General features: G+C 74.8%; 33 protein-coding genes and 1 pseudogene. 15 read left to right on the top strand and 19 right to left on the bottom strand.

Translation table 11 applies throughout. The annotated features are described in order from the left end of the window. Positions 1-62 precede the first annotated feature (62 nt). Both ACQPY4_RS24845 and ACQPY4_RS24840 read right to left on the bottom strand, forming a co-directional pair. Positions 63-257 carry a CsbD family protein gene (locus ACQPY4_RS24845; protein WP_433324537.1) on the bottom strand — a complete coding sequence of 65 codons (195 nt, stop codon included), beginning with the start codon at positions 255-257 and terminating at the stop codon, positions 63-65. Positions 258-372: 115 nt separating this feature from the next. Then, positions 373-969, bottom strand: coding sequence for a TetR/AcrR family transcriptional regulator (locus ACQPY4_RS24840; protein WP_433324535.1), 597 nt, complete (start codon positions 967-969; stop codon positions 373-375). A 76-nt stretch (positions 970-1045) separates the two neighbouring features. On the opposite strand from ACQPY4_RS24840, the gene ACQPY4_RS24835 reads away from it, so the two are divergent. The 4 genes from ACQPY4_RS24835 (at position 1046) to ACQPY4_RS24820 (ending at position 3409) form a co-directional block, all read left to right on the top strand. Beyond that, positions 1046-2245 (top strand): DUF418 domain-containing protein, encoded by a 1200-nt coding sequence (locus ACQPY4_RS24835; RefSeq protein WP_433324533.1) that lies wholly within the window; start codon positions 1046-1048, stop codon positions 2243-2245. Next, entirely contained in the window at positions 2242-2316 is a 75-nt protein-coding gene (locus tag ACQPY4_RS24830) for a hypothetical protein (protein WP_433339012.1), read from the top strand. The genes ACQPY4_RS24835 and ACQPY4_RS24830 overlap by 4 nt, the downstream gene beginning before the upstream one ends. Next, positions 2313-3209: a hypothetical protein gene (locus tag ACQPY4_RS24825; RefSeq protein ID WP_433324531.1), complete on the top strand. Its 897-nt coding sequence runs from the start codon at positions 2313-2315 to the stop codon at positions 3207-3209. Before ACQPY4_RS24830 ends, ACQPY4_RS24825 begins: the two co-directional genes overlap by 4 nt. 68 nt (positions 3210-3277) lie before the next feature. Further along, positions 3278-3409: a hypothetical protein gene (locus ACQPY4_RS24820; RefSeq protein ID WP_433324529.1), complete on the top strand. Its 132-nt coding sequence runs from the start codon at positions 3278-3280 to the stop codon at positions 3407-3409. 4 nt (positions 3410-3413) lie between these two features. Here ACQPY4_RS24820 and ACQPY4_RS24815 read toward each other — a convergent pair whose 3' ends face one another. The 9 genes from ACQPY4_RS24815 to ACQPY4_RS24775 are packed head-to-tail and all read right to left on the bottom strand — an operon-like array spanning position 3414 to position 7552. Beyond that, entirely contained in the window at positions 3414-4121 is a 708-nt protein-coding gene (locus ACQPY4_RS24815; protein ID WP_433324527.1) for an anti-sigma factor, read from the bottom strand. Next, positions 4121-4708, bottom strand: a complete 588-nt coding sequence (sigK, locus tag ACQPY4_RS24810) for an ECF RNA polymerase sigma factor SigK (protein ID WP_433324525.1) — start codon at positions 4706-4708, stop codon at positions 4121-4123. Before sigK ends, ACQPY4_RS24815 begins: the two co-directional genes overlap by 1 nt. Positions 4709-4751: 43 nt before the next feature. After that, the gene (locus ACQPY4_RS24805; RefSeq protein WP_433324523.1) at positions 4752-5315 is read right to left on the bottom strand and encodes an alkaline shock response membrane anchor protein AmaP; all 564 of its coding nucleotides are present in this window, start codon (positions 5313-5315) and stop codon (positions 4752-4754) included. Positions 5316-5317: 2 nt separating this feature from the next. Continuing rightward, positions 5318-5896 (bottom strand): DUF6286 domain-containing protein, encoded by a 579-nt coding sequence (locus ACQPY4_RS24800; RefSeq protein ID WP_433324521.1) that lies wholly within the window; start codon positions 5894-5896, stop codon positions 5318-5320. Beyond that, positions 5893-6312, bottom strand: coding sequence for an Asp23/Gls24 family envelope stress response protein (locus tag ACQPY4_RS24795; RefSeq protein ID WP_433324519.1), 420 nt, complete (start codon positions 6310-6312; stop codon positions 5893-5895). The genes ACQPY4_RS24800 and ACQPY4_RS24795 overlap by 4 nt, the downstream gene beginning before the upstream one ends. Then, positions 6309-6500 (bottom strand): hypothetical protein, encoded by a 192-nt coding sequence (locus tag ACQPY4_RS24790; protein WP_433324517.1) that lies wholly within the window; start codon positions 6498-6500, stop codon positions 6309-6311. The genes ACQPY4_RS24795 and ACQPY4_RS24790 overlap by 4 nt, the downstream gene beginning before the upstream one ends. Positions 6501-6521: 21 nt before the next feature. After that, a complete protein-coding gene (locus ACQPY4_RS24785; RefSeq protein ID WP_433324515.1) occupies positions 6522-6764 on the bottom strand; it encodes a hypothetical protein in 243 nt (80 codons plus the stop codon). A 21-nt stretch (positions 6765-6785) separates the two neighbouring features. Then, positions 6786-7091 carry a hypothetical protein gene (locus ACQPY4_RS24780; protein ID WP_433324513.1) on the bottom strand — a complete coding sequence of 102 codons (306 nt, stop codon included), beginning with the start codon at positions 7089-7091 and terminating at the stop codon, positions 6786-6788. After that, the gene (locus tag ACQPY4_RS24775; protein WP_433324511.1) at positions 7088-7552 is read right to left on the bottom strand and encodes an Asp23/Gls24 family envelope stress response protein; all 465 of its coding nucleotides are present in this window, start codon (positions 7550-7552) and stop codon (positions 7088-7090) included. The genes ACQPY4_RS24780 and ACQPY4_RS24775 overlap by 4 nt, the downstream gene beginning before the upstream one ends. A 191-nt stretch (positions 7553-7743) precedes the next feature. On the opposite strand from ACQPY4_RS24775, the gene ACQPY4_RS24770 reads away from it, so the two are divergent. Genes ACQPY4_RS24770 through ACQPY4_RS24760 form a run of 3 tightly spaced genes read left to right on the top strand, consistent with a single transcriptional unit; the run spans position 7744 to position 9566 of the window. Next, positions 7744-8298 (top strand): RNA polymerase sigma factor, encoded by a 555-nt coding sequence (locus tag ACQPY4_RS24770; protein WP_433324509.1) that lies wholly within the window; start codon positions 7744-7746, stop codon positions 8296-8298. Next, positions 8289-8828 carry a hypothetical protein gene (locus tag ACQPY4_RS24765; RefSeq protein ID WP_433324507.1) on the top strand — a complete coding sequence of 180 codons (540 nt, stop codon included), beginning with the start codon at positions 8289-8291 and terminating at the stop codon, positions 8826-8828. The genes ACQPY4_RS24770 and ACQPY4_RS24765 overlap by 10 nt, the downstream gene beginning before the upstream one ends. A 21-nt stretch (positions 8829-8849) precedes the next feature. After that, a complete protein-coding gene (locus tag ACQPY4_RS24760; protein ID WP_433324505.1) occupies positions 8850-9566 on the top strand; it encodes a GAF and ANTAR domain-containing protein in 717 nt (238 codons plus the stop codon). Here ACQPY4_RS24760 and ACQPY4_RS24755 read toward each other — a convergent pair whose 3' ends face one another. The 4 genes from ACQPY4_RS24755 to ACQPY4_RS24740 all read right to left on the bottom strand — a co-directional run bounded on the left by ACQPY4_RS24755 (position 9567) and on the right by ACQPY4_RS24740 (position 11790). Beyond that, positions 9567-10208, bottom strand: coding sequence for a GAF and ANTAR domain-containing protein (locus ACQPY4_RS24755; protein WP_433324503.1), 642 nt, complete (start codon positions 10206-10208; stop codon positions 9567-9569). A 30-nt stretch (positions 10209-10238) separates the two neighbouring features. Beyond that, on the bottom strand, positions 10239-11048 hold the full coding sequence (locus ACQPY4_RS24750) for an APH(3') family aminoglycoside O-phosphotransferase (RefSeq protein ID WP_433324501.1): 810 nt from the start codon (positions 11046-11048) through the stop codon (positions 10239-10241). 87 nt (positions 11049-11135) lie between these two features. Beyond that, positions 11136-11603: a hypothetical protein gene (locus tag ACQPY4_RS24745; protein WP_433324499.1), complete on the bottom strand. Its 468-nt coding sequence runs from the start codon at positions 11601-11603 to the stop codon at positions 11136-11138. Beyond that, the gene (locus tag ACQPY4_RS24740) at positions 11593-11790 is read right to left on the bottom strand and encodes a hypothetical protein (RefSeq protein ID WP_433324497.1); all 198 of its coding nucleotides are present in this window, start codon (positions 11788-11790) and stop codon (positions 11593-11595) included. The genes ACQPY4_RS24745 and ACQPY4_RS24740 overlap by 11 nt, the downstream gene beginning before the upstream one ends. 184 nt (positions 11791-11974) lie before the next feature. Between ACQPY4_RS24740 and ACQPY4_RS24735 the strand changes: the two genes are divergently transcribed. The 4 genes from ACQPY4_RS24735 to ACQPY4_RS24720 all read left to right on the top strand — a co-directional run bounded on the left by ACQPY4_RS24735 (position 11975) and on the right by ACQPY4_RS24720 (position 15761). Beyond that, entirely contained in the window at positions 11975-12913 is a 939-nt protein-coding gene (locus ACQPY4_RS24735; protein ID WP_433324495.1) for an ABC transporter ATP-binding protein, read from the top strand. Further along, a complete protein-coding gene (locus tag ACQPY4_RS24730) occupies positions 12910-13764 on the top strand; it encodes an ABC transporter permease (RefSeq protein WP_433324493.1) in 855 nt (284 codons plus the stop codon). The genes ACQPY4_RS24735 and ACQPY4_RS24730 overlap by 4 nt, the downstream gene beginning before the upstream one ends. A gap of 14 nt (positions 13765-13778) precedes the next feature. Then, a complete protein-coding gene (locus ACQPY4_RS24725; protein ID WP_433324491.1) occupies positions 13779-14018 on the top strand; it encodes a helix-turn-helix transcriptional regulator in 240 nt (79 codons plus the stop codon). A gap of 204 nt (positions 14019-14222) precedes the next feature. After that, the gene (locus ACQPY4_RS24720) at positions 14223-15761 is read left to right on the top strand and encodes a S8 family serine peptidase (RefSeq protein WP_433324489.1); all 1539 of its coding nucleotides are present in this window, start codon (positions 14223-14225) and stop codon (positions 15759-15761) included. 62 nt (positions 15762-15823) lie between these two features. On the opposite strand, the gene ACQPY4_RS24715 is transcribed toward ACQPY4_RS24720, so the two are convergent. Next, on the bottom strand, positions 15824-18820 hold the full coding sequence (locus tag ACQPY4_RS24715; protein ID WP_433324487.1) for a BTAD domain-containing putative transcriptional regulator: 2997 nt from the start codon (positions 18818-18820) through the stop codon (positions 15824-15826). Positions 18821-18888: 68 nt separating this feature from the next. Here ACQPY4_RS24715 and ACQPY4_RS24710 point away from each other — a divergent pair, with 68 nt between their 5' ends. Beyond that, positions 18889-20049, top strand: a complete 1161-nt coding sequence (locus ACQPY4_RS24710; RefSeq protein ID WP_433324485.1) for an MFS transporter — start codon at positions 18889-18891, stop codon at positions 20047-20049. 224 nt (positions 20050-20273) lie between these two features. Here the strand turns inward: ACQPY4_RS24710 and ACQPY4_RS24705 are convergent, their stop codons facing one another. Then, positions 20274-20843, bottom strand: a complete 570-nt coding sequence (locus ACQPY4_RS24705; RefSeq protein ID WP_433324483.1) for a TetR/AcrR family transcriptional regulator — start codon at positions 20841-20843, stop codon at positions 20274-20276. A 71-nt stretch (positions 20844-20914) separates the two neighbouring features. On the opposite strand from ACQPY4_RS24705, the gene ACQPY4_RS24700 reads away from it, so the two are divergent. Next, on the top strand, positions 20915-21406 hold the full coding sequence (locus ACQPY4_RS24700) for an FBP domain-containing protein (RefSeq protein WP_433324481.1): 492 nt from the start codon (positions 20915-20917) through the stop codon (positions 21404-21406). 12 nt (positions 21407-21418) lie between these two features. Here the strand turns inward: ACQPY4_RS24700 and ACQPY4_RS24695 are convergent, their stop codons facing one another. Further along, positions 21419-22303: a LysR family transcriptional regulator gene (locus ACQPY4_RS24695; protein WP_433324479.1), complete on the bottom strand. Its 885-nt coding sequence runs from the start codon at positions 22301-22303 to the stop codon at positions 21419-21421. Between the two features lie 126 nt (positions 22304-22429). Here ACQPY4_RS24695 and ACQPY4_RS24690 point away from each other — a divergent pair, with 126 nt between their 5' ends. Both ACQPY4_RS24690 and ACQPY4_RS24685 read left to right on the top strand, forming a co-directional pair. Then, complete coding sequence (locus ACQPY4_RS24690; RefSeq protein ID WP_433324477.1) at positions 22430-23482, top strand: alpha/beta hydrolase; 1053 nt, start codon at positions 22430-22432, stop codon at positions 23480-23482. A 433-nt stretch (positions 23483-23915) separates the two neighbouring features. After that, positions 23916-24521, top strand: a complete 606-nt coding sequence (locus ACQPY4_RS24685; protein ID WP_433324475.1) for a response regulator transcription factor — start codon at positions 23916-23918, stop codon at positions 24519-24521. 279 nt (positions 24522-24800) lie between these two features. Here ACQPY4_RS24685 and ACQPY4_RS24680 read toward each other — a convergent pair. Further along, positions 24801-25280 (bottom strand): annotated as a pseudogene (locus tag ACQPY4_RS24680) (ATP-binding cassette domain-containing protein); the annotation flags it as partial. Between the last annotated feature and the right edge of the window lie 856 nt (positions 25281-26136).

The raw sequence follows: 26136 nt of genomic DNA, 5'->3' as shown, positions 1-26136 counted from the left end.
TTTGTCAATTGGCCCGAAGAGCGAGCCCCGCGACCCGGGTGGGTCGCGGGGCTCGGGCCCGGTCACCGCTCGGTGGTCCTGCGGACCTCCTTGGCGGCGTCCTTGAGCTTCTCGCCGGTCTGCTTGGCGCCGCCGGAAAGCCGGTCCTTGCGGCCCTCCGCCTCCAGGTAGGGGTCGCCGGAGCTACGGCCGGCCTCTTCCTTGCCCCGACCCTTGGCGCGCTGGGTCTTGTTCTTCAGCTTGTCGAGGAGACCCATGGGTCCCTCCCTCCGTACGGGTGCCGTACGCGGGGCCGATGCCCGCTGGGGCGCGATCTATGCACGCGAAAGCGCCGGTCAGGCCCGATGTCGCCACCGTCACACCGCCGGTGGATCAGGTCGGCAGGGACTGGTAGACGCCATCTATCGCGCGCAGCAGGCGATCGGGGGCGTCCTCGGGGTCGGGAGCGCCCTCGTCCAGCCAGACCAGGATTCCCTCGATGACCATGGACGTGGCCAGGCGGGCCACCCAGCGTTCCCAGGCGGGAGCGGTGCCGGTGGACGGGATCTGGGCACCGAGCGCGGCGGCCATCGAGGCCCGGATCGCCGTCGCCTCGGCCTGGAACTCGGGTTCGCGCAGCGCGTGCCGGAACATCAGCCGGAACGCGTCGGGGTCCGACCCCGCCCAGGCCATCATCGCCGGGACGCTGCTCTCGCCGAGCCGTCCCGCCTCGCCGGTCGCCGCCCCGTGCAGACCGGCGGCGGCCCGGTCGATCGCCGCCTGGTAGAGGTCGTGCTTGGACTCGAAGTGCCGGTACAGGATCATCCGGCTGACGCCCGCCGCGCGGGCGATGTCGTCGAGCCCGGTGCCGGAGTAGCCGCCCTCCCGGACGAACGCGCGGGTCGCCGCCGCCAGGATCTGCTCCCGCCGCTCGGCCCTGCCCAGCCGCCGTCGCGGTGCCGCTTCCCGCTCCCCGCTGACCGATGCCACAGGGCCCATCGTAGACTCCGGTATGTATATCTCTCAGTATACATCTGCAAGTATACAAACCCCTCGGGAGACGCTTGTGACCAGTGGAACTAGGGCGCGCACGGTGGACGGGCCGGTCCCGTCCGCGAACCGCGCCCCGGCCCCCGACCTCGCCCGCGGCCTGATGCTCGCCCTGATCGCCCTCGCGCACGCACCGGCCTACCTCTACGGGCGGGAGATCGCCGTCGGCGGCTATCCGGGCGACGGCGGCACGCTCGACCGGGTCGTGGCGTTCGTCCTGGTCGACCTGGTCAACGGCCGCGCGTATCCCATGTTCGCCTCGCTGTTCGGCTACGGCGTCGTCCAGCTCATCGCCCGGCGGACCGCGGCGGGCACCGGACCGCGCGCCGCCCGGCGGCTCGTCCGGCGTCGCGGCCTGTGGCTCATCGTGTTCGGCTTCGTCCACGCCCTGCTGCTGTGGCCCGGCGACATCCTCGGTGCCTACGGCGTCGTGGCGGTGGTCCTCGCCGGCGCCTTCCTGCGCGTGCGCGGTCTCGTGCTGGCCGCCCTGGTGACGGCGTCGATCCTGCTGGTCTCGCTGGGCGGCGCGGCCGGTGCGCTGCCGGTCGAGGGAGCGCGCAGCCCGCTTCCCTCGACCGGCGAGTCCGATTTCTGGGCCGCCCTGGGACTGCGGTTGCAGGACTGGCTGCCGACCCTCGTCCTGCAACCGCTCGGCGTCGCGGGCGCGGTGCTGCTGGGGATGTGGGCCGCCCGCCGCCGCGTGCTGGAGGAGCCCGACCGCCATCGACGCCTGCTGCGGGCCACGGCGGCCACCGGCCTGGCCGTCGCCGTGCTCGGCGGCCTGCCGATGGCCGCGCTCACCGCGTCCGCCGGACCGGCGTCGGAGGGACGGCTCCTGCTCGCGGGCGGCCTCCACTACGCGAGCGGCTACGGCGGCGTGGGCTACGCCGCCCTCATAGCGCTCATCACACTGCGCGTCCGGAACGAGGGTCCGCTGACCCGGGCACTGCGCGCCTGCGGGCAACGCTCCCTCTCGTGCTACCTGGCCCAGTCGGTGGTGTTCGTGGCCGTCCTGGCCTCCTACGGCGGCGGTCTCGGCGCCCGCCTCGGCGTGGCGGCCTCCGCCGCGGTCGCCCTCGCCACCTGGGCCGCCACGGTCGCGGCCGCCGACGCCCTGCGCCGCCGCGAGCGGCGCGGTCCCGCCGAACGCCTGCTGCGCCGTCTCACCTACGGTCCACCGAAGGCCTGCGTGAGATCGCCGCCGCGCTCGGGGTGAGCCGGGGGACGGTCTCCTCGACGATCTCCCGCGCGCTGCGCAGCCTCGAAGACCTTCTGGAGGGACGATGACCACCGAGCTGGAGAACCGCCTGCGCGCGGCCTTCGAGGCCGGAACCGCCGAGGTCCAGGCACCGCCCGAACCCGGCTGGGACGACGCGCCCCCGCGGCGGGTGCTCGTGCCGGTGCTCGCCGCCGCGGTGGTCGTGACGATCGTGGTCGCGGTGGTCGCCGTCCTGCGGCCGGGCGGCGGCGACGAACCAGAGCTGGCCACCGGGAACACGCTCGCGCCCCTCGTCCCGACGGACTCGCCCCGGTTCGTCCTGCGGCAGCCGGACGCCACGCCGGTCGTGGTGGAGCTGCGCACCGGACGCACCGTGGCGGCGCTCCGCCCGCCCGACGGCTACAAGTGGGAGCGGGCGGGCGCGATCACCGGGGCCTCGGACAACCGGACCTTCTTCCTCACCGTGGTCGCCAAGCGGGAACGCGTGCAGTACGTCGCCCGCGTCCAGCTGGACGAGCGGGGCCGACCGGGAATCGCGCGGCTCGTGGCGCGGGCGCCGAGGGCCGGGGTCCTCGACGCCGGAACGTCCAAGTTCACCCTCAGACCGACCAACCAGCCCTCGCCCTGGTCCCGGATCGACGCGATCGTGCCGTCGCCCGACGGCACGGAACTGGCGATGAAGCTCAGCGCCCGCGAGGGCGAGGGACTCGCGCTCTGGACGCTGAGCGACGCCCGGCTGCGGGTGTGGGAGAGCGCGACCCCATCGGCTCGCTCGCCTGGTCGCGCGATGGGCGCACCATCTGGTGGGCCTCCCAGGGAGCGGTGGGCGAACTCGACCCGGGCACACCGGCCGGCGTCCTTCCTCGGACGGGACCGCCCACGTCCACCGCGCAGGAGCTCGAACTCCTGGCCGACGGCGACCGGATCACCTCCGAAACCAATCCGGGCGAGCACTCACTGACGCTGCTGCCCGCCTCCGGCGGCCTCCCCAAGGTCCTGGACCGGTGGCGGTCCGGAGGTTCCTCCGCGATGAGCGTCGCGGGCGACCGTCGCCACGTCCTCTACCTGCGCGACGGCCGCTACATGCTCCTCGACACGCGGACCGGCACCCGCACCCCGACCCGTCTCAAAGAGGAACTGATGACGATCTTCTATTGGTGAGAGGTCAGGTCAGGGGGAGGGTGAGGAGCGGCGCCGTGGTGGGCGCGCGGGAGCCGCCCTTGGGTTCGACGGTGAGGCCGATCCGCTGGACGCCGTCGAGCCCCGTGGTGATGACCGGGCGGTCGCCCGGCGAGCGGAGCAGGCCCGCCGACAGGGGAGCGCCCGATCCCAGGCGCCAGAGCTGGTAGGTCCGGTCGGACGGGAGCCGCCGCAGACGGGCGGCGGCGATGACGGCGCGGTCCTGGGAGCGCGACGCCACGACCGTGACGGTTCCGGATCCGGGCGCCTGGGCGGTGACGGCGCGGGCGTCGGGCGCGGTCATGATGGCCGCGACGCGGTCGTTGAGCGCGCGGGCCCGGTCGGCGTCGCCGTGGAAGCGGACGGCGGCGACCCCGCCCGCCAGCGCCAGGACGAGGCAGGCCGCGGCGAGCACCCAGGCGGCGTGGCGGCCGCGTCCCGAGGACTGGGAGCGGGCCGAGCGCGGCGAGAGCTGCCGCGTCCGCTGGATGTCGGCGAACACCCGGTCGCGCAGGCCGGGCGGGGCGGGGCGGGCGGCGGCCATCGCCAGCCGCGAGGTCGCCTCCCGCAGCCCCTGGACCTCCTGGGCGCAGGTCGGGCACTCGGCCAGATGGCTCTCGAAGCGGCGGCGCTCGGTGTCGCTCAGCGCGTCCATGGCGTAGGCGCCCGCGAGGGTGTGGGCATCGTCGGTCATCACTGCACCCCCAGGCAGTCGCGCAGGCGGATCAGGCCGTCGCGCATCCGTGTCTTGATCGCGGCCAGCCCGACGCCGAGCAGCTCGGCCACCTCACGGTAGGTGTAGCCGCCGTAGTAGGCCAGCGTGATCGACTCTCGCTGCGTCTCGGTCAGGCCCGCCAGGCACCTGCGGACCTGCTGGTGCTCGAGGCGCGCGTGCACCTGCTCGCTGACCTCGTCGTAGTCGGGCTCGGGCGGGCTCACCCGCGCCTCGCGGTCGCGTCCGGCCTGGGCCGAGCGGACGCGGTCGACGGCCCGCCGGTGCGCGAGCGTCATGGCCCAGGCCGAGGCGCTTCCCTTGGACGGGCGGTAGTGCGAGGCCTTGCGCCAGAGCTCGACCAGGACCTCCTGGGCGACCTCCTCCGCCTGGGCCGAGTCCCGCACGACGCGCAGCGCGAGCCCGTAGACCGGGCCCGAGAGCCGCGCGTAGACCTGCTCGAAGGCGTCCTGGTCGCCGCGCGCGACCCGGTCCAGGAGCGCGGCCAGATCGGGCGGGCCCGCGTCCGGGACGGCCCCGATGCGTCTTTCTCCAGGTGGATCGTTCATCGTCACACCGTTGGTTCGGAGCCGCGCGTCCGGTGGATGGGTGCTAGTTCCGGCCGGTGCGCAGGTGGACGGTGGCCGTGAGGTGCTCGGTCTCCAGGGCCCGCGACGCGCGGTCCAGGGCCTGCTGGATGCGGAGCTTGGCGCCGGGCACGTCGGCGTCGGGGTCCAGGGTCACGGTGAGCCGCAGGTGCGGGTGCGAGACCGTCCCGGCGAGCGTGGCCCTGGCGCCGCGCAGATCGGGGGCGGACGCGAGGTCGTCCTGCACCGCCCCGGTGAGCGCGCGTGCGGGCATCCGGGTCGCGCCCTTGCGCCGGTCGGCCTCCAGGCTCATCGAGCGGACCGCGTCCGTCCGGGTCTGGACGGCCAGCCAGCGCAGCCCCATCAGCGCGACCACGATCGCGGTCGTCGCCAGCGCGGGCCAGAACCAGACCTGGTCGTCGGCGAAGTCGCGGGTGCGCCGGTCGAGCACCGGCACATCGGGCTCGCCGAGCAGGGACGGGCTCAGCCCGGCCCCGCGTGCCAGCGCGGCCCCGCCCGCGGCGAGCAGGGCGACCCCCACGGCGGCGAGGCCGAGGCGATTCCCCCGGCCGGTGCGGCGGCTGGTCATGATCAGTCCTCTCGGTGGCGGACGGTGACGCGGACGCGCGGCATGCGCAGGGGGGCCAGCTCTCCGACGCACTCGCGCACCGCGTCGCGGACCTGGTCGGTGAGCCCGGACGCGTCGCGCAGCGGGCTGGTGGCGCGGACCCGGACGCGGCGGCGCCCCGCCTTGACCCGGACGCGGGCGATGCCGTCCACGCTCTCGGCGGCGCTCGCGACCCGGCGCCGCAGCCCGGACGGGGCCAGCCCGATCACGACGTGCGGGCCCTCCGGGGCGAGCGGGATCAGGCGGGGCCGTCCCGGACGCAGCGCCAGCAGCAGCGCCACCAGCCCGGCGGCCGCGGCGGCACCGGCGACGGCCAGCGCGAGCGGGTCGTCCCAGCGCGTCTCGCGGCCCAGCCTGGCCAGGTCGGACACGGGCAGCGCGTTCGGCGGACGGCCCGCGAGCGCGCCGATGATCTCGGCGGCGGCCAGGGCCGCGACGGCGGCGACCACGGCGGCGGCCAGCGTCGCCGCCAGCCCGCGCCGGGGCCGCAGCGCCCGCACGACTCGGCGCCTGGCCGCTCGGGGGGCGGGCGCGGCCGTCACAGCACCCGCCTCTCCAGGTCACGGGCCGGGAGCAGCCGGTCGACCTCGATGTCGACCTGCCGGACCTCCAGCCCCGTGAGCCGGCCGACCTGGCGCGTCACGCGCTCGCGCACGTCCCGGGTCACCTCGCGGATGGGCGCCGGGTAGACCACGGAGATCGTCATCCGCAGCGTCGCCAGCCCGCCGTCCACGCGGGCGGTCACCCGGGGCGCGCTGTCCTTGCCGAGCGACACCCCCAGGACCCGGCGGGACGACCCGCCCGCCGCGTCGACGTCGGTCAGGGCCCGCGCCGCGATCCGTTCCAGGACCCGGTCGGCGATCTCGGTGCGCCCCCGGGTCTCCGGGGGTTCCAGGGCCCCGGGCGCTCCCCCTCTTGCGCCCGGGGCCGGCTCTAGTGCCGCCGTGACGGGGGTCATGACCGCCTCCGCCCGCCCAGCAGCTCGCTCAGGTCGAGTTCGCCCGTCACGGCCCGGCCGGCCAGGAAGCCGACCGCGCCGAGCACGAGCACGATCAAGAAGGCGCCGAATCCGCCGAACGCCCCGGCGAACCCGAGCGCCGTGCCGAAGGCCAGGCCGATCACCGGCCAGCCGCGCATCTCTTCCATGAGCGAATCACCTCTCCGTCGTCACAACACCCGGCGGCCGGAACGGGTCCGGCGCCGCCACCACCGCGTCACCAGCCACAGCCCGCCCCGCGTCCGGAACGCCACCACCTCGCCCCCGCCGCCGCGCACCGTGGGAGCCGTGAGCTCCCGGTGCCAGCGCTGGAGACCGGCGACGAACTCCTCCGGATCGCCGCCCGCGTCCGGATGGTGCACCCGCACCCAGGCCCGGAACGCCCGCCGCGCTCCTTCGTCCGCCTCAGCCACCGCGTTCTTCCTCCGGCCCGGTCACTCGGGCAGCTCGATGTCCTCGATCGCCACGTCGACGCGCAGAGCTGGGGCCGCGGCCCGTGCGGCGGACCGGACCTGTTCGGCGATCTCGGCCAGCGGACGGCCGTAGCGCGCCACCACCGCGACGCGCGCCGAACCCTCGTCCACCGCGACCCCCGGGACGACCCGTCCCGGCAGGTAGGTCGCGACCGGGCCGTCGGCCATCCGGGCCACGGCCGGGCAGGCCGTGACCGCCGCCGCGATCCCATCGGCCAGCCGCGCCGCCGCGCCCGGGTCGCGCGCGAGCTCCGCCCCCGAGGTCACTGGACGCGTGACTCCGCCGGCTCGCCGGAGTCCTCGCCCGGGATGTGGATGTCGCCGACCATGATGTTGACCTCGGTGACCTCCAGCCCGCACATCTGCTCGATCGAGGAGATGACGTTGCGGCGGATGCCCGCCGCCAGATCGGGAATGGACACCCCATGCTCGACGATCACGTCCAGGTCGATGGCGGCCTGTCGCTCGCCGACCTCGACGGCGACGCCCTGGGTGATGTTCGGGCCCGACATTCCGGGCAAACGCTCGCGGACCGCGCCCAGCGCGCGGGTGATCCCGGCGCCCATCGCGTACACGCCGGGCACCTCGCGGGTGGCCAGCCCGGCGACCTTGGCGACCACCGCGTCGGCGATCGAGGTCTTGCCGTTCTCGCCGACCAGCTCGGTTCCGGCGCGCGGGGTCACGGCGCCCGCCGTCCTGGTGGTCTTCTCGTTCGCCGGTGCGCTCATGAGCGCTCCTTCCAAGCTCGGGGACACGTCCTCGCGGACGCGATCACACGGTGCGGGCCGGTGCTAACGTCGTCGCTCCGGCCCGCCGGCCACACGCATCGAAGACGCGGCCGCGCGGCCCTTCCTCACGCTCCCGACGCAGTGATCTGGATCACACCGATGACCGACTCTCGCATGCCCGGACGCGGACCTTGACCGGACACGCCGACGACGGCGTCCTGGTCGCCCGGGCCAGGACGGGCGACACCGCCGCCTTCGAGCGGCTGGTCCGCCGCTACTCCGGCCCCGTCTACCGCATCGCGCTGCGCGTCCTGAACGACGCCGACGCGGCGCAGGACGTCGCCCAGGAGGCGTTCGTGGCGGCCTGGCGCAGGCTCGACGAGATCCGGGCCGGGCAGGCGTTCGCCGCCTGGCTCTACCGCATCGCCACCACCCGCGCCCTTTCGGCCGCCCGGCGCCGGGGCACGGCCGGGCAGCCCGACCCGGTCGAGGAGCCGGACACCGGCGCGCCCGCCCGCACCGGAGACCCCGTCCAGCACGTCCTGGCCGAGGACCTGCGCGGCGCCCTGTGGCGGGCGCTGGCTCGGCTCACACCGGAACAGCGGGCATGCTGGGTGTTACGAGAACTGGAAGAGCTGAGCTATGACGAGATCGCGGAGATCACCCGGAGCGGCCCCGACGCCGTCCGGGGACGGATCCACCGCGCCCGGACCCGGCTGGCCGAGGAGCTGAGCGCATGGAGGTGAACCGGCAGCCCGGCGCGCTTCCCTGCGGGCGCGCCCTCGACGATCTCTACGACCATCTGGCCGCGGGGACGCTCGACGAGCACGAGCGGACCTGCCCGCACTGCCGCGAGGCGGCCGCCGCCCTGGTCCCCGTCCAGCGGGCCACCGCGCTCGCCCGCACCGAGCCGCCGTCCGAGCCCGGCCCCGGCTTCGTGGAGTCGGTGATGAGCCGCGTCCGCGCCGAGGCCCGGCGCTCGCGCGCCCTCTCCCTGCCCGCCGAGCCGCCGCTGCGGCTGAGCATCAGCGAGCACGCCGCCGCGACCTTGCTGTCGGCGGCGGCCGACACCGTCCCCGGCGTCACCAGCCACGGCTGCCGCTTCCCCGACCCCGGCGACCTCGGCGAGGCGTCCGTGGCCGTCAGCGTCCGCTACGGCACCTCGGCCACCGAGGCCGCCGAGCGGGTCCGCCAGGCCGTCCGGACGGCCGCCCGGACCCAGCTGGGCCTGACCCTGCACACCATCGATGTCGAGGTCGACGACCTCGACCTGTGACCAGCGGGCGGGCGGACACGGATGCTGAGCACGGACGAGGCGCGGGTGTGGGCGCTGGTCGTCGAGAGCGCGGGCGCGCGCGGCGGCCGCATGACCGTCCTGGACGTCTGCGTCGTGTGCGCGCGCCTGCTGGACGCCGGGGGCGTCGGGCTCTCGGTGCTCGCGGGCGAGCGCCCCGAACCCGTGCACACCGTCGGCGCGCTGGGCCGCGACCTCATGGATTCGGCCGTCACCAGCGGCGACGGCCCGTGCGCCGAGGCCCTGCTGACCGGCGCGCCCGTCCTGGCGGCCGATCTGGCCGACCCGTCGGCCGGGCGACGCTGGCCGATCTTCACCGAGGTCGCGCTCGCGGTGAACGTGGCGGCCGTGTTCGCGTTCCCGCTGGTCACCGGGGCCATGCGCGCGGGCGTCCTGGTGGTGGGACGCGACCGTCCCGGCGCCCTGGACCCGGCCGCCCGCCGCGACGCGCTGATCCTCGCCGACGCCGCCCTGACGCTGCTGCTCGACGAGCAGGCCGGGCGCGCGGCCGAGGCGGTGCCCGCCGAGTGGCTCGGCCTGGGCGGCGCGATCCACCAGGCCGCCGGGATGGTGTCGATCCAGCTCGACTGCACCGTCGACCAGGCGCTGGTGCGGCTGAGGGCCCACGCCTTCGCCAACGACATGCCGCTGACCCTGGTGGCGCGGCAGGTGGTGGAACGGACGCTGCGGTTCGCCCCCGACCCCACGTCCCGCCCCTGATCACTCGTCGTCGAGGGTGTGGCGCCGCAGCAGAACCTCTTCGGCGATGGCGAGGAGCGTCCGGTCGTGGACGTAGGCGTAGGCGCGCAGCCGGACGATCGCCTCGGGCACCGGCACGTCCAGCAGCGCGGCCAGCATCCCGCCTGCCTGGTGCACCCGAGGGGGCAGCCCGGGCGCCGCGCCGGTCGGCGGGACGGGCAGCGAGCGGAACGCGACCCCGGACGCGGCCCGGGCGCAGGCCGCCGCCTCGGCCAACGGCGCTCCGCTCAGTCCGCCCGGATCGCGGCGGAAGAAGTCGACCGCGCCGACCGGTATCCCGGCCACCGCGAGCGGGAACGCGAAGACCGCGCCCACCCCTCGGGGAGCCGCGATCGAGACGAACCCCGGCCACCGGCCCGCGGCGGCCGCGAGGTCGGGGACCAGCACGGGCTCGAGAGTCAGGTAGGCGTCCGTGCAGGGCCCCTGGCCGGAGGTCAGTTGCGCGTCCTCGACCAGGTGGCCCAGATCGTCTGAGGCGATCACCACCTCGCGCAGCCCGGGACCCGTCGCGAGCGTGACACCGTAGCCGTCGGCCCCGGCCGCCGCCGCACCGGCGGCGCAGACGGTCCCGACCGACCGCCACGCGCCCTCCCGCTGGTCCATACCGACCAACGTAGGGCGCGGACGCCCGGATCAGAAGAACTCGTCCAGCAGCCGGTAGAACGCGAGCCGCTCCGGATCGGTCTCCCCGCCGTAGGCGCGCAGGAAGCGCCGGACGTGCTCGCCGTCGTACTGGGAGTTGAGCCACTCGTCGGCGATGCTGCGCGCCATCAGCGCCAGGTCGGCATGGCGGTCGGCGACGCCGAGGCGGCCCAGGTCGATGACGCCGGTCACCCGGAGCGAGACCGGGTCGAGCAGCACATTGGGCAGGCAGAGATCGCCGTGGCACACCACGAGGTCCTCCACGGCCGGACGGGTCAGGTCGAGCGCGGCCAGAAGCCGGGCCTCGTCCCACCCCGCGCGCTCGTCGTCGAGCTGGTCGAGCTCCACCGAGCCGTTCGCGGCGGCGTCGCGCGCCTGCGCGACGGTCACCTTCAGGCTCTGGTCGAACGGGCAGTCCGCGACGGGCAGCGCGTGCAACGACCGGGCCAGACCGGCCAGCGCGTCGACGACGCCGTCGCGCCGCTCGGCGGGCCAGGGCGCCGCCGCGGAACGGCCGGGGAGCGCGGCCGTGACCAGCCAGGTCACGCCGTCGCGCGTGCCGAACTCGAGCACCGGTGGGGCGGGCAGACCCTTGTCGCGCAGCCACGCGGAGCGCTCGGCCTCCGCTTCGAGGGCGTGCCCGGCGCCGGGACGCTCGCCGCGCCCGTCGACGACCTTCACGAAGCACGCGCGGCCCGCACCTTCGGCCCGCCAGACCCCGGCGCCCGACATCCCCTCGGTCACCGGCTCCCAGCCGTCGCGGCCGTGACGCTCGCGCAGCAGATCAAGAACGCTGTCCACGCGGGCCATTGTGCAGGCCCGGCCCCGCGAGGGCACGTGGATTAACGGACGCCCCGTGACGGGCACGGGGCGTCCGGAAGGATCTGGTCAATCGGTGGGGACGACGGCGCAGTCGTCGTTGGCGCCGTCGTCGTTCCCGGGCTCGGGCTCCCACTGGACCGACGACTGGGGCACCCCGAGCCAGGCGTAGGTCTCGTTGGTGGCCAGGCAGTCGTCGTGGTCCTTGCCGACCTTGACGCCGCCCAGGTCGGTGACGACGAAACCGCGTTTGGGGTCGAGGGTGACGCGGACGGTGAACTCGCCGCCCGGCCGGCCGCGGAAGGGCGCGCTCTCCGGCAGGACCCACATCCCGGACGGCTTCTGCTCCACGCGCGCCCGGTCGCCCCTGTCGCCGTCCTGGTCCCAGCCGTCGATGTAGACGACCGCGTTCGGGCGGATCTGGCGCAGCGCGGTCTCGTCCTGGGAGCAGGCCGAGGCCAGCCCGAGGACGGGGAGCAGGAGCGCGCACCCGGCGAGCGTCCGGGAGCGCGCAGCGCGCCGCGGGTCAGTCGTCATCGCCACCGTCATCGTTGTCGTTGTCGTCGTCGTCATCCCCGTCGTCCTCGGCGGCGCAGCCGGCGGTGACGGCCACCGTGGAGGTGACGGCGACCAGGGTGGCGACGGCGGGGACCGACGCGGGCGTCAGCGACATGACGACGGCGAACAGGCTCTTGACGAGGCCGAGCAGGGTCTTGGCGGGCATGGTTACCTTCCGGTGGCGAATGACGTGAGCAGGATAGAGGTCCGTTGGGACGTTCCGCTGACGCTCGCGTGTCCAAAGCGTGGCCTTGCCGAGGTCGCCTCAGACGGTCAGAAGCACCCCTGTTGCGATATGTAGTACATCTGCTATCAATTGACGCAGTCGTCGGTAAGGAAGCGAGGGACGCATGACGGTCGGCAGCGACATGGCGAGGTGGGGCCCGGCTCCCGTGATCGACGTCCGCGACCTGCGGATGCGTTACGGCGCCCACGAGGTGCTCAAGGGCATCGACCTCACCGCGCGGCGCGGCGAGGTGATCGCGCTGCTCGGGCCCAACGGGGCGGGCAAGACCACCACCATCGAGATCCTGGAGGGTTTCCGGACGCGCTCGGGCGGCCGGGTCCGCGTCCTCGGGGCCGACCCCGCCAAGGGCGACGAGCACTGGCGGGCGCGCATGGGCGTGGTGCTCCAGTCGTGGCGCGACCACGGCCGGTGGAAGGTGCGCGACCTCCTGCGCCACCTCGGCAGGTACTACGAGCCCTACTCGACGCCCGAGCACGTCCGGCCCTACGACGTGGACGAGCTGATCGCGACGGTCGGCCTCGGCGAGCAGGCCGGCCGCAGGATCTCGACGCTCTCGGGCGGCCAGCGGCGCCGGCTGGACGTCGCGATCGGCATCATCGGCCGTCCCGAGCTGCTGTTCCTGGACGAGCCGACCGCCGGCTTCGACCCGCACGCGCGGCGCGACTTCCATGACCTGGTGCACCGCCTGTCCGATCTGGACGACGCCACGATCCTGCTCACCACCCACGACCTGGACGAGGCCGAGAAGCTCGCTGACCGCATCCTGATCCTGGTGGGCGGGCGGATCGTCGCCGACGGCAGCGCCGACCAGCTCGTCCGGCAGGTCGCCGGGCGGTCCGAGGTCCGCTGGACGATCGGCGGCGAGCCCCAGGTGCACGCCACCGACGACGCGACGCGGTTCGTCCGGGAGCTGTTCGCGCAGCACGGCGAGGAGGTCCGCGACCTGGAGGTGCGGCGGGCCTCGCTGGAGGACACCTACATGACGATGGTGCGCCGGTACGAGACGCGCCCCGTCCGCGATCGAGAGGAAGCGTCCCGATGAGAGCGGTCCTGTACGCCGCCCGGCTGGGCCTGTCGCGAGGCTGGACGGAGTTCCGCCAGTCGCTGAAGAGCCCGGGGGACATCGGCTGGAACGTGATCGTGGCGATGATCTTCGTGGTGGTGCTGTTCTTCCAGCGCGACTCCAAGGTCGAGGGCACCGAGGTGTCGCTGGCCTCGGCGGTGCTGCCCGGCATCCTCGGCATGTGGATCACCGTGGGCGGCTTCCAGGGCGCGCTGAGCACGCTCTCGGTCGAGCGCGAGGACGGGACGCTGCTGCGCGCCAGGACGGTGCCGAACGGAATGATCGGCTATCTCGTCGGACGGGTGGTCTCGGTGGCTCTGGGCACGATCCTCAGCCTGGTGATCATCTTCTCGGCCGGGCTCTTCCTGATCCCGGAGCTTCCCGGGACCGGCCTGGCCGGGTGGCTGACGTTCGGATGGCTGCTCGTCCTCGGATTCCTGGCGACCCTTCCGTGGGGCGCGGTGCTCGGCTCGCTGGCGCGGGGCTCCAACGCCGCCTCCGGCCTGGGGATGCTGGGGGTGACGGCCCTCGCCGGGATTTCGGGGATCTTCTACCCGATCGTCGCGCTGCCCGGGTGGGTCCAGGCGGTCGCGCAGGCGTTCCCCGTCTACTGGATGGGGCTGGGCGTCCGCTCGGCGTTCCTGCCGGGCTCGGCGGTGTCGGCGGAGATCGGCGACTCGTGGCGGCATTGGGAGACCGCCGGTGTCCTGGGGGCGTGGGCGGTGGCCGGGTTCCTGGTCGCGCCGGCCGTGCTGCGGCGGATGGCGCGCCGCGAGTCGGGGGCCGCCATGGAGGCCCGCCGCCTGCGGGCGACGCAGCGGATCGCCTGAGAAGATGAGCCGCGATGAGTGAGACCATCCACAACCGCATCGCGATGCTGCGGGCCGAGCGCGGCATCTCGCGCCGCGAGCTCGCGGCCGCGCTCGGTGTCCACTACCAGACGATCGGGTATCTGGAGAGGGGCGAGTACAGTCCGAGCCTCCACCTGGCGCTCCGGATCGCCGAGCATTTCGAGGTGCCGGTGGAAGTGATCTTCTCCACCACGCCCTTCCCCAGGATCGGCGGCGCCGAGCGGACGGCATGACCCGCCGCCGGGCAGGTCGAATCCAAGGATTCCGCAAATCACGAACATAAATCCCGTATCCCCTACGGGGCATTCCCACGGTTGTTTGCGACCCGGTCGTGACGGATGGTGATCGCCGGGCGGCCGTCCGTTCCCCACCCCACCTGAGGCCGCTCCTCCGGGATGCTCCCCATGTTCCCGGTGCAGGGAGACGGAGAACATCACATGCGCAGGACGACGTTCGTTTCCGCCGCGGCCGCCCTCGTGACCGGCGCGGCGCTGCTGGGCGCGGGCCCCGCCACGGCGGCCGAGCCGCTGGGCCCGGTCCACCAGGCGAAGCAGCACGTCGCGGGGCAGTACATCGTCGCACTGGAGGGTGACGCCCCCAAGGCCGCCGCCGGCAAGGCCGCCGAGCTTCTGGGCAGCTACGGCGGCGCGCTCATCACCGTCTACTCGGTCACCTTCAACGGGTTCTCGGTGAAGGACATGACCGACCTCCAGGCGCGCCGCCTGGCGGCCGACCCGGCCGTGCGGGGCGTCTGGGAGGACGGCACGGCCCGCGTCGCGGGCGAGCAGCCCAACCCGCCGTCGTGGGGGCTGGACCAGATCGACCAGAAGACCACCAGCCTCGACAAGAAGTACGTCTACCCCAACACCGCCGACAGCGTCACCGCCTACGTGATCGACACCGGGGTCGAGAAGGGCCACGCCGAGTTCGAGGGACGCGCCTCCTCCGGCTACGACTACGTCGACAACGACGCCGACGCCGCCGACTGCCACGGGCACGGCACGCACGTCTCCGGGACGATCGCGGGCAAGACCGTCGGCGTCGCCAAGAAGGCCAAGATCGTCGCGGTGCGCGCCCTGGGCTGCAACGGCTCGGCGCCCGACTCGGCCGCTGTGAGCGCGATGGAGTGGGTGGCCAAGAACGGCGCCACGCCCGGCGTGGTCAACATGAGCATGACCATGGACAACGTCGGCGTCGGCGACGAGCAGGCCAAGGCCCTGGTGGCCAAGGGCTTCGTCCTGGCGGTCGCGGCGGGCAACAACGGCGTCGACGCCTGCGGCGTCAGCCCGGCCCGGGTCCCCGAGGCGATCACGGTCGGCTGGATCAACCAGGGCGGCGGCCGCAGCGGCAACTACGGCACCTGCCTCGACCTGTTCGCCCCCGGTGGCAACATCCACTCGTCCACGCTCAACGGCGGCTACGGCACCATGAGCGGCACCTCGATGGCCTCGCCGCACGTCGCCGGGGTCGCGGCGATGTACCTGCACGCCAACGCTGGCGCGACACCGCAGAAGGTCCGCGACGAGATCGTCGACAACGCCACCCCGAACCTGGTGACCAGCCCGGGCAGCGGGTCCCCGAACAAGCTCCTGTGGTCGGGCTTCATCACCGGCGGCGGCACCCCGACCTGCGGGACCAAGGCCAACGACGAGGACGTGGCCGTCCCCGACGCGGGGGCGGCCGTCGGCAGCGCGATCACGCAGGACAGGTGCGACGGCCGCGCCTCGGGCACGCTGCCCGTCAAGGTCGACGTCGACCACACCTTCACCCGTGACCTCTCGATCGACCTCGTCGGCCCGAGCGGCGCCGTCTTCACCCTGAAGGCGGCGGGCGGCGTCGGCGAGTCCGGCGGCATCCACAAGACCTACAGCGTGAACGCCTCCGGCGAGAACGCCAACGGCACCTGGAAGCTCCAGGTCAAGGACGCCCACCGCTACGACACCGGCACCCTCACCGGCTGGTCGATCGACTTCTGATCACCCCCGGCCCCCACCGCCGGACGGGCCGTTCCCTCGCGGGGACGGCCCGTCCCGCTGTGTCAGGGGCCGGTGGCCGGAGCGCCCGCCGCGGCGAGCCCGTCGAGGGCGGCGGCCTCCGCGCGCGGGTCGCCCAGACGCCGGGCGAGGGCGAGCGCGCGGCGGTGGTACCCGGCCGCTTCGCGGGCGTCGCCGCGCCGCTCGGCGAGCAGGCCGAGCTCGGTCAGGACCGTGGCGTGGCCGGGGGCGCGGCCCGTCCTGCGGTACCAGTCCGCGGCGGTGCGCAGGTGCCCGGCGGCCGCGTCGAGGTCACCGGCGAGGCGGGCGGTCTGGCCCAGGCCGATGGCCGCGTAGACCTCGCCGGGCTTGAACCCGTGCTCGGCGGCCAGCCGCCGTCCCCGCTCGTGCAGCTCGCGCGCCGCGCCGAGGTCGCCGCGCAGCATCGCGACCCGGCCGAGCCCGCAGAGCCGGTCGGCGGCCTCGGCCCACATGCCCAGGCCCTCGGCCAGGGCCAGGCCCTCGCGGTGCAGGCGCTCGGCCTCACGGTGGTCGCCCCGGATCTCGGCCAGCGCGGCCCGGGGATAGACGGTGAGCAGCTCGCCGCCCCGGTCGCCGAGGGCGCGGAAGAGCGCGACCGCCCGGCCGGACGCGTCGGCCGCCGTCGCCAGGTCGCCTCGGGTGAGTGCGTGGTTGGCCCGCAGGCCGGTCGTCACGGCCAGGCCCCAGCGGTGCCCGAGCGCCTCGAACCCGGCGGACGCGTCCGCCGCCAGCTTCTCGCTGGTGTCCAGGTCGCCCGCGTGGAGCAGCACGTAGGCCAGGAACCAGCGTGCCATGGCCAGCCCGTGCGGGTCCTCGGCGCCTTCGAAGGCCGCCAGCGCGGCGCGGGCGCGGGCCGCCGCGTCCTGCTCGATGTCCAGCAGCGCCGCGATGCCCGCCTCCCAGCACAGCACCCGGGCCCGGAGGCCGGACGGGGCCGAGCCGGGGACGGCCAGGGCCAGGCCCGCCCACCTGGCCGCCTGGCGGACGCGCCCGCGCAGCAGGAACGACCACGCCAGCGCGTCCACCAGACGCAGCGCGGACGCGGCGTCCCCCCGCCGGATCGCGTGCTCCAGCGCGCAGTGCAGGTTGCGGTGCTCGGCGTCGAGCCGGGCGAGCCGGTCGGCCTGGCCGGGGCCGAACAGCTCCGGCGCGCCGTTCTCGGCGAGCGCCAGGTGATGCCGGTGGTGGCGGTCGCGCACGGACTCCAGCTCGCCGGCCTCGTCGAGCCGCGCCCGCGCGTAGACGCCGACGGTCTCCAGCAACCGGTACCGCCGGTCGCCGGTGACGGTGACCATCGAACGGTCGACCAGCCGCGCCAGCACGGCCGCGACCCGCGACGGCGGGACGGGCCCGCCGGAGCAGACCGCCTCGACCGCCGCCAGCGGGCCGCCGTCCAGCACCGCCAGGCGGCGCAGCACGATCCGCTCGGGCTCGGTCAGCAGGTCCCAGCTCCAGTCGAGCACGGCGCCCAGCGTGCGCTGCCTGGCCGGAGCGCCGCGGTTCCCGGCCGCGAGCAGCGCGAGCCGGTCGGGCAGGCGCGCCGCCAGCTCGCGCACCCCGAGGGCCCGCACCTTCGCGGCGGCCAGTTCCAGGGCCAGCGGGAGCCCGTCCAGCCCGCGGACCAGGTCGGCCACCGCCTGCGCGTTCGAGGCGTCCAGGACGAACCCCGGATCGGCGTCGGACGCGCGGGCGCAGAACAGCCGGACGGCGCTCGCCTCCCGCACCCGGCCGGCGTCCGCGCCGGGAGCGGGCGCCTCCAGCGGCGGGACGGGACGCAGCACCTCTCCCGGCACGCCCAGCGGCTCCCGGCCGGTCGCCAGCACCCGCAGGCCCGGCGCCGACGCCAGCAGCGCGGCGACCAGCTCGGCCACCGGCGCCGCGACGTGCTCGCAGTTGTCGAGCAGGAGCAGAAGCTCCTTGCCGCGCAGGAACGCGGCCAGCCGGTCGGCATGGCTCATCGGCTCGCCGGACGGCACCGGCCCGAGCATCGCGTTCTCCCGGATGCCGAGCACCGCCATGACCGCCTCGGCCACGGCGTCGCCCCCGCTCAGCCCGGCCAGCTCGACCAGCCAGACCCCGTCGGGGCAGGCGTCCTCCAGGCGCGCGGCGGCGGCCAGGCCGAGCCGGGTCTTGCCGACGCCGCCGGGGCCGGTGAGCGTGACCAGCCGCGCGGTGTCCAGGCACGCCAGCACGTCCTCGACGGCCTCGTCCCGCCCGACCAGCGCGGTGACCGGGACGGGGAGCCCGCCGCGCCGGGGAGCGGGCGGCGCGTCCAGCGCGGGGTCGCGCGCCAGAATCGCCCGCTGGAGCCGGACGAGTTCCACGCCGGGGTCGAGCCCCTGGCCGTCGGCGAGGTCGCGGCGGTACTCGTCGTAGGCGGCCAGGGCCTCGCCCTGCCGCCCGGACCGGTACAGGGCGCGCATCATGGCGGCCCTGAGGCGCTCGCGCTCGGGGTGCTCGCGCACCCATCCGGCCAGATCGGCGGCCAGCGCGTCGTGCTCACCCAGGTCGAGCCGCGCCTCGGCGAGCGCCTGCACCGCGTCGAGTCGCTGCTGGCCCAGCCGCTCGGCCACCGGACGGGCGAACGGCTCGCCCTCGAACCCGGCCAGGGCGGGGCCGCGCCACAGCGCGAGCGCGTCGGACAGCAACCCCTTGCGCGTCCACGGGTCACCGGTGGCGCGGGCGCGGTCGAGCAGGGCACGGAAGCGCGCGGTGTCGACGGCGTCGGCGCGGACGCGCAGCCGGTAGGCGGACGACCCGTGCTCGACCAGCCCGCGCCCGCCGGGACCGGCGGCCTCCAGCGCCCGGCGGAGCCGGGACACCCGGATCTGCAGGGCGTTGGCGGGGTTGGCGGGGACCGTCTCCGGCCACAGGTCGGCGATCAGCCGCTCGACCGGTACCGGGAAGCCCTCGTGCACCACCAGGACGGCCAGCAGCGCGCGCACGTCGGCGCGCGGCACCGCGACCGGCGTGCCGTCGTCCCCGGACACCGCCAGTGGACCGAGCACCCCGAACCGCACGCGATCAGGCTACCGCCCGACAGAACGTGGAAAGCGGCTGGAAAGCGGCGGGACCCACCCTCGGGCGAATGAAGAACCTGACAACGCAGTTGCTGCCGTTGGCGGCGGCCCTGTTCGCCGTGGGCACCGACGGCTTCATCATCGCCGGGCTCCTTCCGCAGATCGCGGACGACCTCGATGTCGGGGTCCCCGCCGCCGGGCAGCTGGTCACCGCCTTCGCGCTCGCCTTCGCCGTCTCGGCGCCCGTCCTCGGGGCGATGACCAGCGCCATGAGCCGCCGCTCCGCCCTGCTGCTCGGGCTCGCGATCTTCGTCGTGGGCAACGCCGCCACGGCGCTCGGCCCGTCCTACCCGGCCGTCATGCTCGCCCGGATCGTCACTGCGGGCGGGGCCGGCCTCATCGGCGCCGCCGCGTTCAGCGCGGCCGCCGCCATCGCGCCGCCGGAGCGCCGGGGCCGGGCCCTGGCCTTCGTGATGGGAGGGCTCACGCTGGCCATCGCGTTCGGGCTGCCCGCCGGCACCCTGATCGGCGGTGCGGACTGGCGGCTGACCCTGTGGGCCGTCGCCGGGCTCGGCGTCGTGGCGATGGCCGGTGCCGCCGCCGTCCTGCCCGAGATCTCGCTGCCGGTCGACTCGCTGCGCGCCCGCCTGGCCCCGCTGCGCGAGCCGTGGGTCTTCGGCATGCTCGCCGTCACCGTCATGACCCTGGCGGGCACCCACGTCCTCTACACCTACATCAGCCCCGCCGTGGGCCAGGCGACCGGCGGGTCCACCACCCGGCTGACCGTCGTCCTGCTGGCCTGGGGCGTGGGGAACATGGCCGGCAACGCGCTGGCCGGGCGCCTGTCCGACCGCCACCCGCCCGAGCGCGTCGTCACGGCGGGCCTGGCCGCGGCGGCCGTGCTCCTGGCCCTCAGCCCGCTGACCGTCAAGGCGATGCCGGTCGCGGTCGCCTGGGCCGTGCTGTGGGGCGTCTGCGTGTCGCTGCCGGTCGTCCCGCAGCAGAGCCGCCTGGTCGCCCGGGCCCCGAGCGCCTCGGCGCTGCTGCTCGGCCTGAACAACTCCGCGATCTATGTCGGCGTCGCCCTGGGAGGCGGCCTGGGCGGCCTCCTCCAGGATCGGCTGACGCCCGGACGGCTGGGCCTGGCCGCCGCCGCCGTGAGCCTGGCCGGACTCGCCGCCAACCTGGCCACGACGTCCCGGAGCAAGCGGCTCACCTCCGTTTCCTGATCGCCAGGACGAGGCCGTCCTCGGCCGTCTCGTAGATCGTCCAGCCGACGAGCGGGGCCAGCGAGGTCCAGGCGGCGCGACCCAGGAGGCCCGCTCGTCGCGGGGGAGGAGCAGCGCGCCCGCGCTGTGGGCCTGCCAGCGGTTGGCCACCCAGCCCGCCTTTTCGAGCCGGGCCAGGATCGGGTGGACGGCCGCTCGGCAGCGACCCGGCCGCCACGTTCTCCTCACCGGGGCGCGGGCCAGTTCTTGAGCGCGGCGTCGAGCGCGTCGAGGATCCGATGCCACGAGGCGTCCAGGTCGCGCGGCTGCTGGGCGCCGACCGCCTGCTCCAGGCTGACGAAGCCGTGGAACGTGCTGTGCAGCAGCCGGAGCGCGTCGGTCTCGTCGGGCTCGGACAGCGCGTAGCCGCGCAGGATCGCCCGGGTCATCTCCGCGTGGCGGCCCGCCGCGCCGGTCGCCGCCGCTTCGGGGTCGAGCTTGAACATCGTCGCCGCGTACCGTCCCGGGTGCGCGTTGGCGTAGGTCCTGTAGGCGCTCGCGAAGGCGACCAGCGCGTCCCTGCCCGCGCGGCCGGCCAGCGCGGCGGCGACCTGGTCGGCCAGCTCGGTCAGGGCCAGCGTCGCGACCCGGCACTTCAGGTCGTGGACGTTCTTGACGTGCGAGTACAGGCTCGCGTCCTTCACCCCGAACCCGCGGGCGAGAGCCGAGACGGTCACGTTCTCGAAACCGACCTCGTCGGCGAGCTCCGCCGCGGCCCGGGTCAGGCGTTCGGCCGTCAGTCCCGCGCGGGCCATGGATCCCCTTCCGTTTGCCTAAAGGCATTAAGCTTTTGCCTAATACCTCTAGGAAGGATAGCTTGCCGACCATGGAGCCGCTCACCGAGCGCGAGATCCGCGCGTCATTCGTCAACTGCACCAAGGGCGAGGCCAAGCGCCTGGCCGTCCCCCGCGACCTGGCCGAGAAGCCGTGGGACGACCTCGACTTCCTCGGCTGGCGCGACCCGGCCGCGCCCGGCCGGACCTACCTGGTCACCGAGTCCGGCGACGGGCCGCTGGGCATCGCGCTCCGGCTGGCCGCCCCCCACGCGGGGACGGGACGCCGCAGCATGTGCTCGCTCTGCCTGACCACCCATACGGGAGGCGTCTCCCTGATGACCGCGCGCCGGACCGGCGCCAAGGGACAGCAGGGCGACTCGGTCGGCGGGTACTTCTGCACCGACCTGTCCTGCTCGCTCTATGTGCGGGGCAAGAAGCAGGCGAGCCCCGGCGCGCGTCTCCAGGAGTCGCTCACGCTGGACGAGCAGATCGCCCGCACCGTGGCCAACCTGGACGCCTTCGTCGCCAAGGTCGTCGCCTGAACGACGCCGGGCCTAAAGAGCACGCGCGGTCTTCACCAGGTTGGCCACGACCGGGGACGGGTCGTCGCGGCGCCACGCCAGCGCGGGCCCCGCGGTGACGGCGTGCGGGGCGACCGGCACGAACGCCACGTCGGGACGTGCCGTCCGCGCGACCGAGGACGGCACGATCGAGATCCACAGCCCGGTCGCGACCATCCCGACGATCGTCTGCATCTGCACCGCCTCCTGCGCGGGCGAAAGGACGAACCCCCCGCGCCTGCACAGAGCGGCGATCTGGTCGTAGAGGCCGGGACCGGCGGCGCGGGGGAACATCACGAACGGCTCCCGCGCCAGTTCCCGGACGGGGATGCGGGGGCGCGCCGCCAGCCGGTGCCCCGCCGGGACGACCGCGACGAGCGGCTCGTCCCCGAAGGCGTGCACGTCGAGCCGGTGCGAGGCCTCACCCGCCAGGGGCGGCCGCAGCAGCCCGGCGTCCAGGTCGCCCGCCAGCAGCGCCGCGGCCTGGGCGGCGGTCGGCATCTCCCGCAGCGTCACCTCGACGTCCGGGTGGCGGGCCCGGAAGGCCCGCATCAGGCCCGGCAGGACGGCGTGCGCCGCCGAGCCGACCAGCCCGACCACCAGGCGCCCGGTGTCGCCCCGCCCGGCCATCCGCGCGGCCCGCGTGGCGCGGTCGGCCCCGGCGAGCACGCCGCGCGCCTCGGCGACGAACGCCTCCCCGGCCGAGGTCAGCGCCACCCGGCGCGAGCTGCGCTCGAACAGCCGGACGCCGAGCTCGTCCTCCAGCGCCCTGATCTGCTGGCTCAGCGGCGGCTGCGCGATCCCCAGCGACCGGGCGGCCCGTCCGAAATGCAGCGCGTCGGCCACCGCGACGGCGCACCGGAGATGGCGAAGCTCCATCGGCGAGTCTCCGTTTCATCGATATGCGAAACATATCGTCCAGAGGGTTCATATCGATCCTGATGGATCATCGGGGCTCCGTCGGCGACGCTGGGGAGCACAGATCGCCGAGCTGGAGGTCCACCCATGACGACGCGCCGTCACGTCCTCCGGCTGGGCGCGGGTCTCGGAGCGCTTCCCCTCGCGCCCGGCGGGCGCGGCCGGATCGAACGCGCCCGATGGCACGTCCACGGCGACCCCGGCATCCGCGTCGCCGTGCGCGAGGTATGGCACACCGGTGCCTTCGAGCGCCGCCTTCCGCCCGTGGTACTGCTCCATGGCGCGCGCGTCCCGGGTGCCGCGAGCTTCGACCTTCCCGTCGAGGGCGGATCGCTCGCCGCCGACCTGGCGGCGGCCGGGCACCGCGTCCACATCATGGACGCCCGCGGCTACGGCGCCTCGTCCCGTCCGTCCCCGACGGGCCGCCCGCTGGCGACCGGCGCCGAGGTCGTCCGCGACATCGCCGCCGTCGTCCGGGCCGTCCGGCACCGCACGCGGGCCGAGTCCGTCGCCCTGGTCGGCTGGGCGACGGGCGCGCACTGGTTCGGCTGGTACGCCACGCGGTCACCGCGCACCGTCAGCCACCTGGTCCTCTACAACAGCCTTTACGGGGCGCTGGACGGACACCCGACGCTGGGACGCGGCAGCCAGTACGAGGACCCCGCGCGCCCCGGCGAGTTCAACGCGGCGGCCTTCGGCTCCTACCGGCTCAGCACCGGCGCGTCCCTGCTCCCGAGCTGGGACGACACCATCCCCGTCGAGGACAAGACCCGCTGGCGCGACCCCGAGGTGGCCGCCGCCTATGTCGCCGCCGCGCTCGGCAGCGACCCGACCTCGTGCGAGCGGCGGCCGCCGAGCTTCCGCGCGCCGACGGGCGCCCTGTCCGACAGCTTCTACCTGGCCACCGGCCGCAAGCTCTGGGACGCCCGCGACGTCCGGGCCAGAACCCTCGTGCTCCGCTCTGAGCTGGACTTCTGGAGCCGTCCCGGCGACCTCGACGGCCTGCGCGCCGAGCTGACCCGCGCCGCCGACGTCCGCGCGGTCACTCTCCCCGCCGCCACCCATTTCGCCCACCTCGACCGCCCCGCCCGGGGCCGGGCCCGCTTCCTGCGCGAAGTGCTGCGCTGGCTGGCGCGCTGATCGCCTACGGCGTGATGCGCCCCGAAACGCCGCCCTCGGCCTGAGTTGGCCACGCGGTAACGCTCCGGCAAGAGTGTCCGCAATTTCCCGTTCGCCCTTATCTGAACGCCATTCGGTATAGCGGCTGACCTTGCCTTTTCCGGAACGTTCGAAGCTGTTCGGTTGCATCGTTCCTGCCTGCGCTGACCCACTTTTTCTCGTACCAGGCCGTATAAATTTGTCCTTCTCGTTGGTTGACGTGAAGAAAAGTGTTGACTTCACTACGTGTGCGCCCCTCGTCCCCGGCCCGTCAAGGGAGACGGCATGGATGATCTGCCCCAACACGCGATCGGGCGGCTCAGCCGCCCACCGCCCCGTGCCAGTGACGAGCAAAGGAGATGTCCTATCGGCCGAGTCTCGGTCCGTTTGGGTGGCGGGCCATGGGAGACCAGAAATGATTCGCATACTGATCGCCGAGGAGGCCCCCCTTTTGCGAAGCGGGCTCGTCGCGTTCCTCGGCGGGCTGCACGATCTCGAGGTGGTCGCCTCGATCGGTTCGGGGGAACGGATCGGCTCGGTCGCCCTGGCCTTCAGGCCGCGGGTCGCGCTGATCGACGTCGACCTTCCCGAAACGGGCGGTTTCGCGGCGGCGCGGGCGCTGCACGAGTCGTCGCCCGACTGCCGGACGCTGCTCATGGCGGCCCGCCGCAGGCCGGGGGATCTGCGCCGGGCCGTCACCGCCCCCGCCGCCGGGCTCGTCATGAAGAACACCTCACCGGACGGCCTGGTGGCCGCGATCAGGCGGTTGGCCAAGGGCAAACGGTTCGTCGACCCCGACCTGGCGTTCACCGAGCTCGGCGCGGCCCAGAACCCGTTGACCGACCGCGAACTGGAGGTGCTGGCGCTGGCCTCACAGGGCGCCTCGGCGGCGCAGATCGCCGAGACCCTCGTGCTGACGATCGGCACCGTCCGCAACCACCTCTCCCGCATCAACCGCAAGGTCGGCGCGCGTAACCGGGTCCACGCCATCCGGATCGCCGAGAACGCGGGGTGGCTCTGAGGCCGTCGTGGTCCAGTGCCCGATCAGGTCCCGGTAGAGCGCGGACTCCCGCGACAGCCGCTCGTGCCCGCCGAGGTACGCGCGGGTGCCGTCCAGAGCCAGGACGCGCCGCGCTCTCAGGGCCGAGCTCATCCGGTGCGCGATGACGACCAGGGTGCCCGGGCGGCGGGCGAACGCCCGTTCCGCCCGGGCCTCGGCGGCCGGGTCCAGATGGCAGCCGGCCTCGTCGAGCACGACGATCGGCGCGGGCGAGAGATAGGCCCGGCACAGCGCGATGAGCTGGCGTTCGCCGGCCGACAGGGCATCGGGGTCGACCCGGCCGCCGTAGCCGCCGAGCCGCGCCGCCAGCGCGCCCAGCCCGACGGCGTCGCCCGCCCGGACGACGGCGAGGTCGCTCGCCTCCGGCGCCAGGTAGGCGACGTTCTCGTGCAGGCTCCCGGTGAAGACGTACGCCTCCTGCGGGATGAGCACCCGCGACGCCGGGTCGCCGGGCGGCCGCCCGCCCACGCGGACGACCCCGGCGTCCGGAACCAGCAGCCCCGCGATCAGGGCGGCGAGCGTCGACTTGCCGATGCCGCTCGGCCCCACCACGGCCAGATGGTCGCCCGCCGGGATCGTCAGGTCGAGATCCTGGACGACCGGCCGCGCGTGCGGCCCGTAGGCGAAGGTGACCCCCCGCAGCTCGATGTCCGGCGCGGCGCTCGGCGCGCCGTCCCGCTCCGGCGCGGTCGGCGGCGGTGCGGCCGAGCCGGTCTCCATGATCCGGCCCAGCGTGACCGCCAGGCGCAGGCCGCTGCCGCCCATGCCCAGGACGAGCGTCTGCAACGCCCCCTGGAGCCCGTGCAGCACGTAGGTGAGAGCGCCGATGATCGTCCCGGGGGTGGCGCCGCGCCGGACCAGCCAGGGCGTGGCCGCCAGGATGAGCAGCGGCGGCACCCAGCCGCCGATCGCCGTGGTGAGCGACTGCGCGGCCGTCATCCGCGCCACCGCGCGCCCGGCCGCCGCCTGCGCCTCGACCGCGCGGCCCAGCTCCTCGCCCAGGCGCTCCTCGCCGCCGCAGGCCGTCACGTCGCGCAGGCCCTCGGCCAGGGCCGTCGTCCGCTCGGCGATCTCCTCCTCGCCGACCACAAGCTCGCGCTGGCGGGCGGCGGCGGCGCCGAACACGGCCCCGAACAGCGCCAGCGCCAGCAGCAGCGGCGGCACGACCAGCAGCGTGATCTCGGGCATCAGCGCGAACAGACCCGCCAGCGCCCCGGCGGTGGCGAACACGAACCCGCGCACGACGACCAGCATCCCGCCGAACGTGTCGCGGACGATCTCGACCTGGTGGGTGAGACGGGCCACCGCGCCGGTGTCGGGGCGGCCGCCGACCGACCGGAGCAGGGCGCCGCGCGTCACCCGCCTGACCAGGTCGTCGCGGAACGGCTCGACGATGGCGGCCAGCGGGCCGTACAGCCTGTGGCTGCCCACGGCGCCGACCACGGCCGCCGCCACCAGCATGCCGATCCACCCGGCGGCCTCCCGGGGGTCGTCGGCGCGGAACGCGTCCACGGTCCGTCCGACGCCGAGCCCGAGCAGCAGCGTCGGCACCGCCTCCACCAGGGACCACAGGGCC

Source organism: Spirillospora sp. CA-294931 (genome assembly GCF_050946795.1).
Lineage (GTDB): Bacteria > Actinomycetota > Actinomycetes > Streptosporangiales > Streptosporangiaceae > Spirillospora.
The sequence above is the reverse complement of the archived record's forward strand: the minus strand, read 5'-3'. Positions and strand labels throughout refer to the sequence as shown.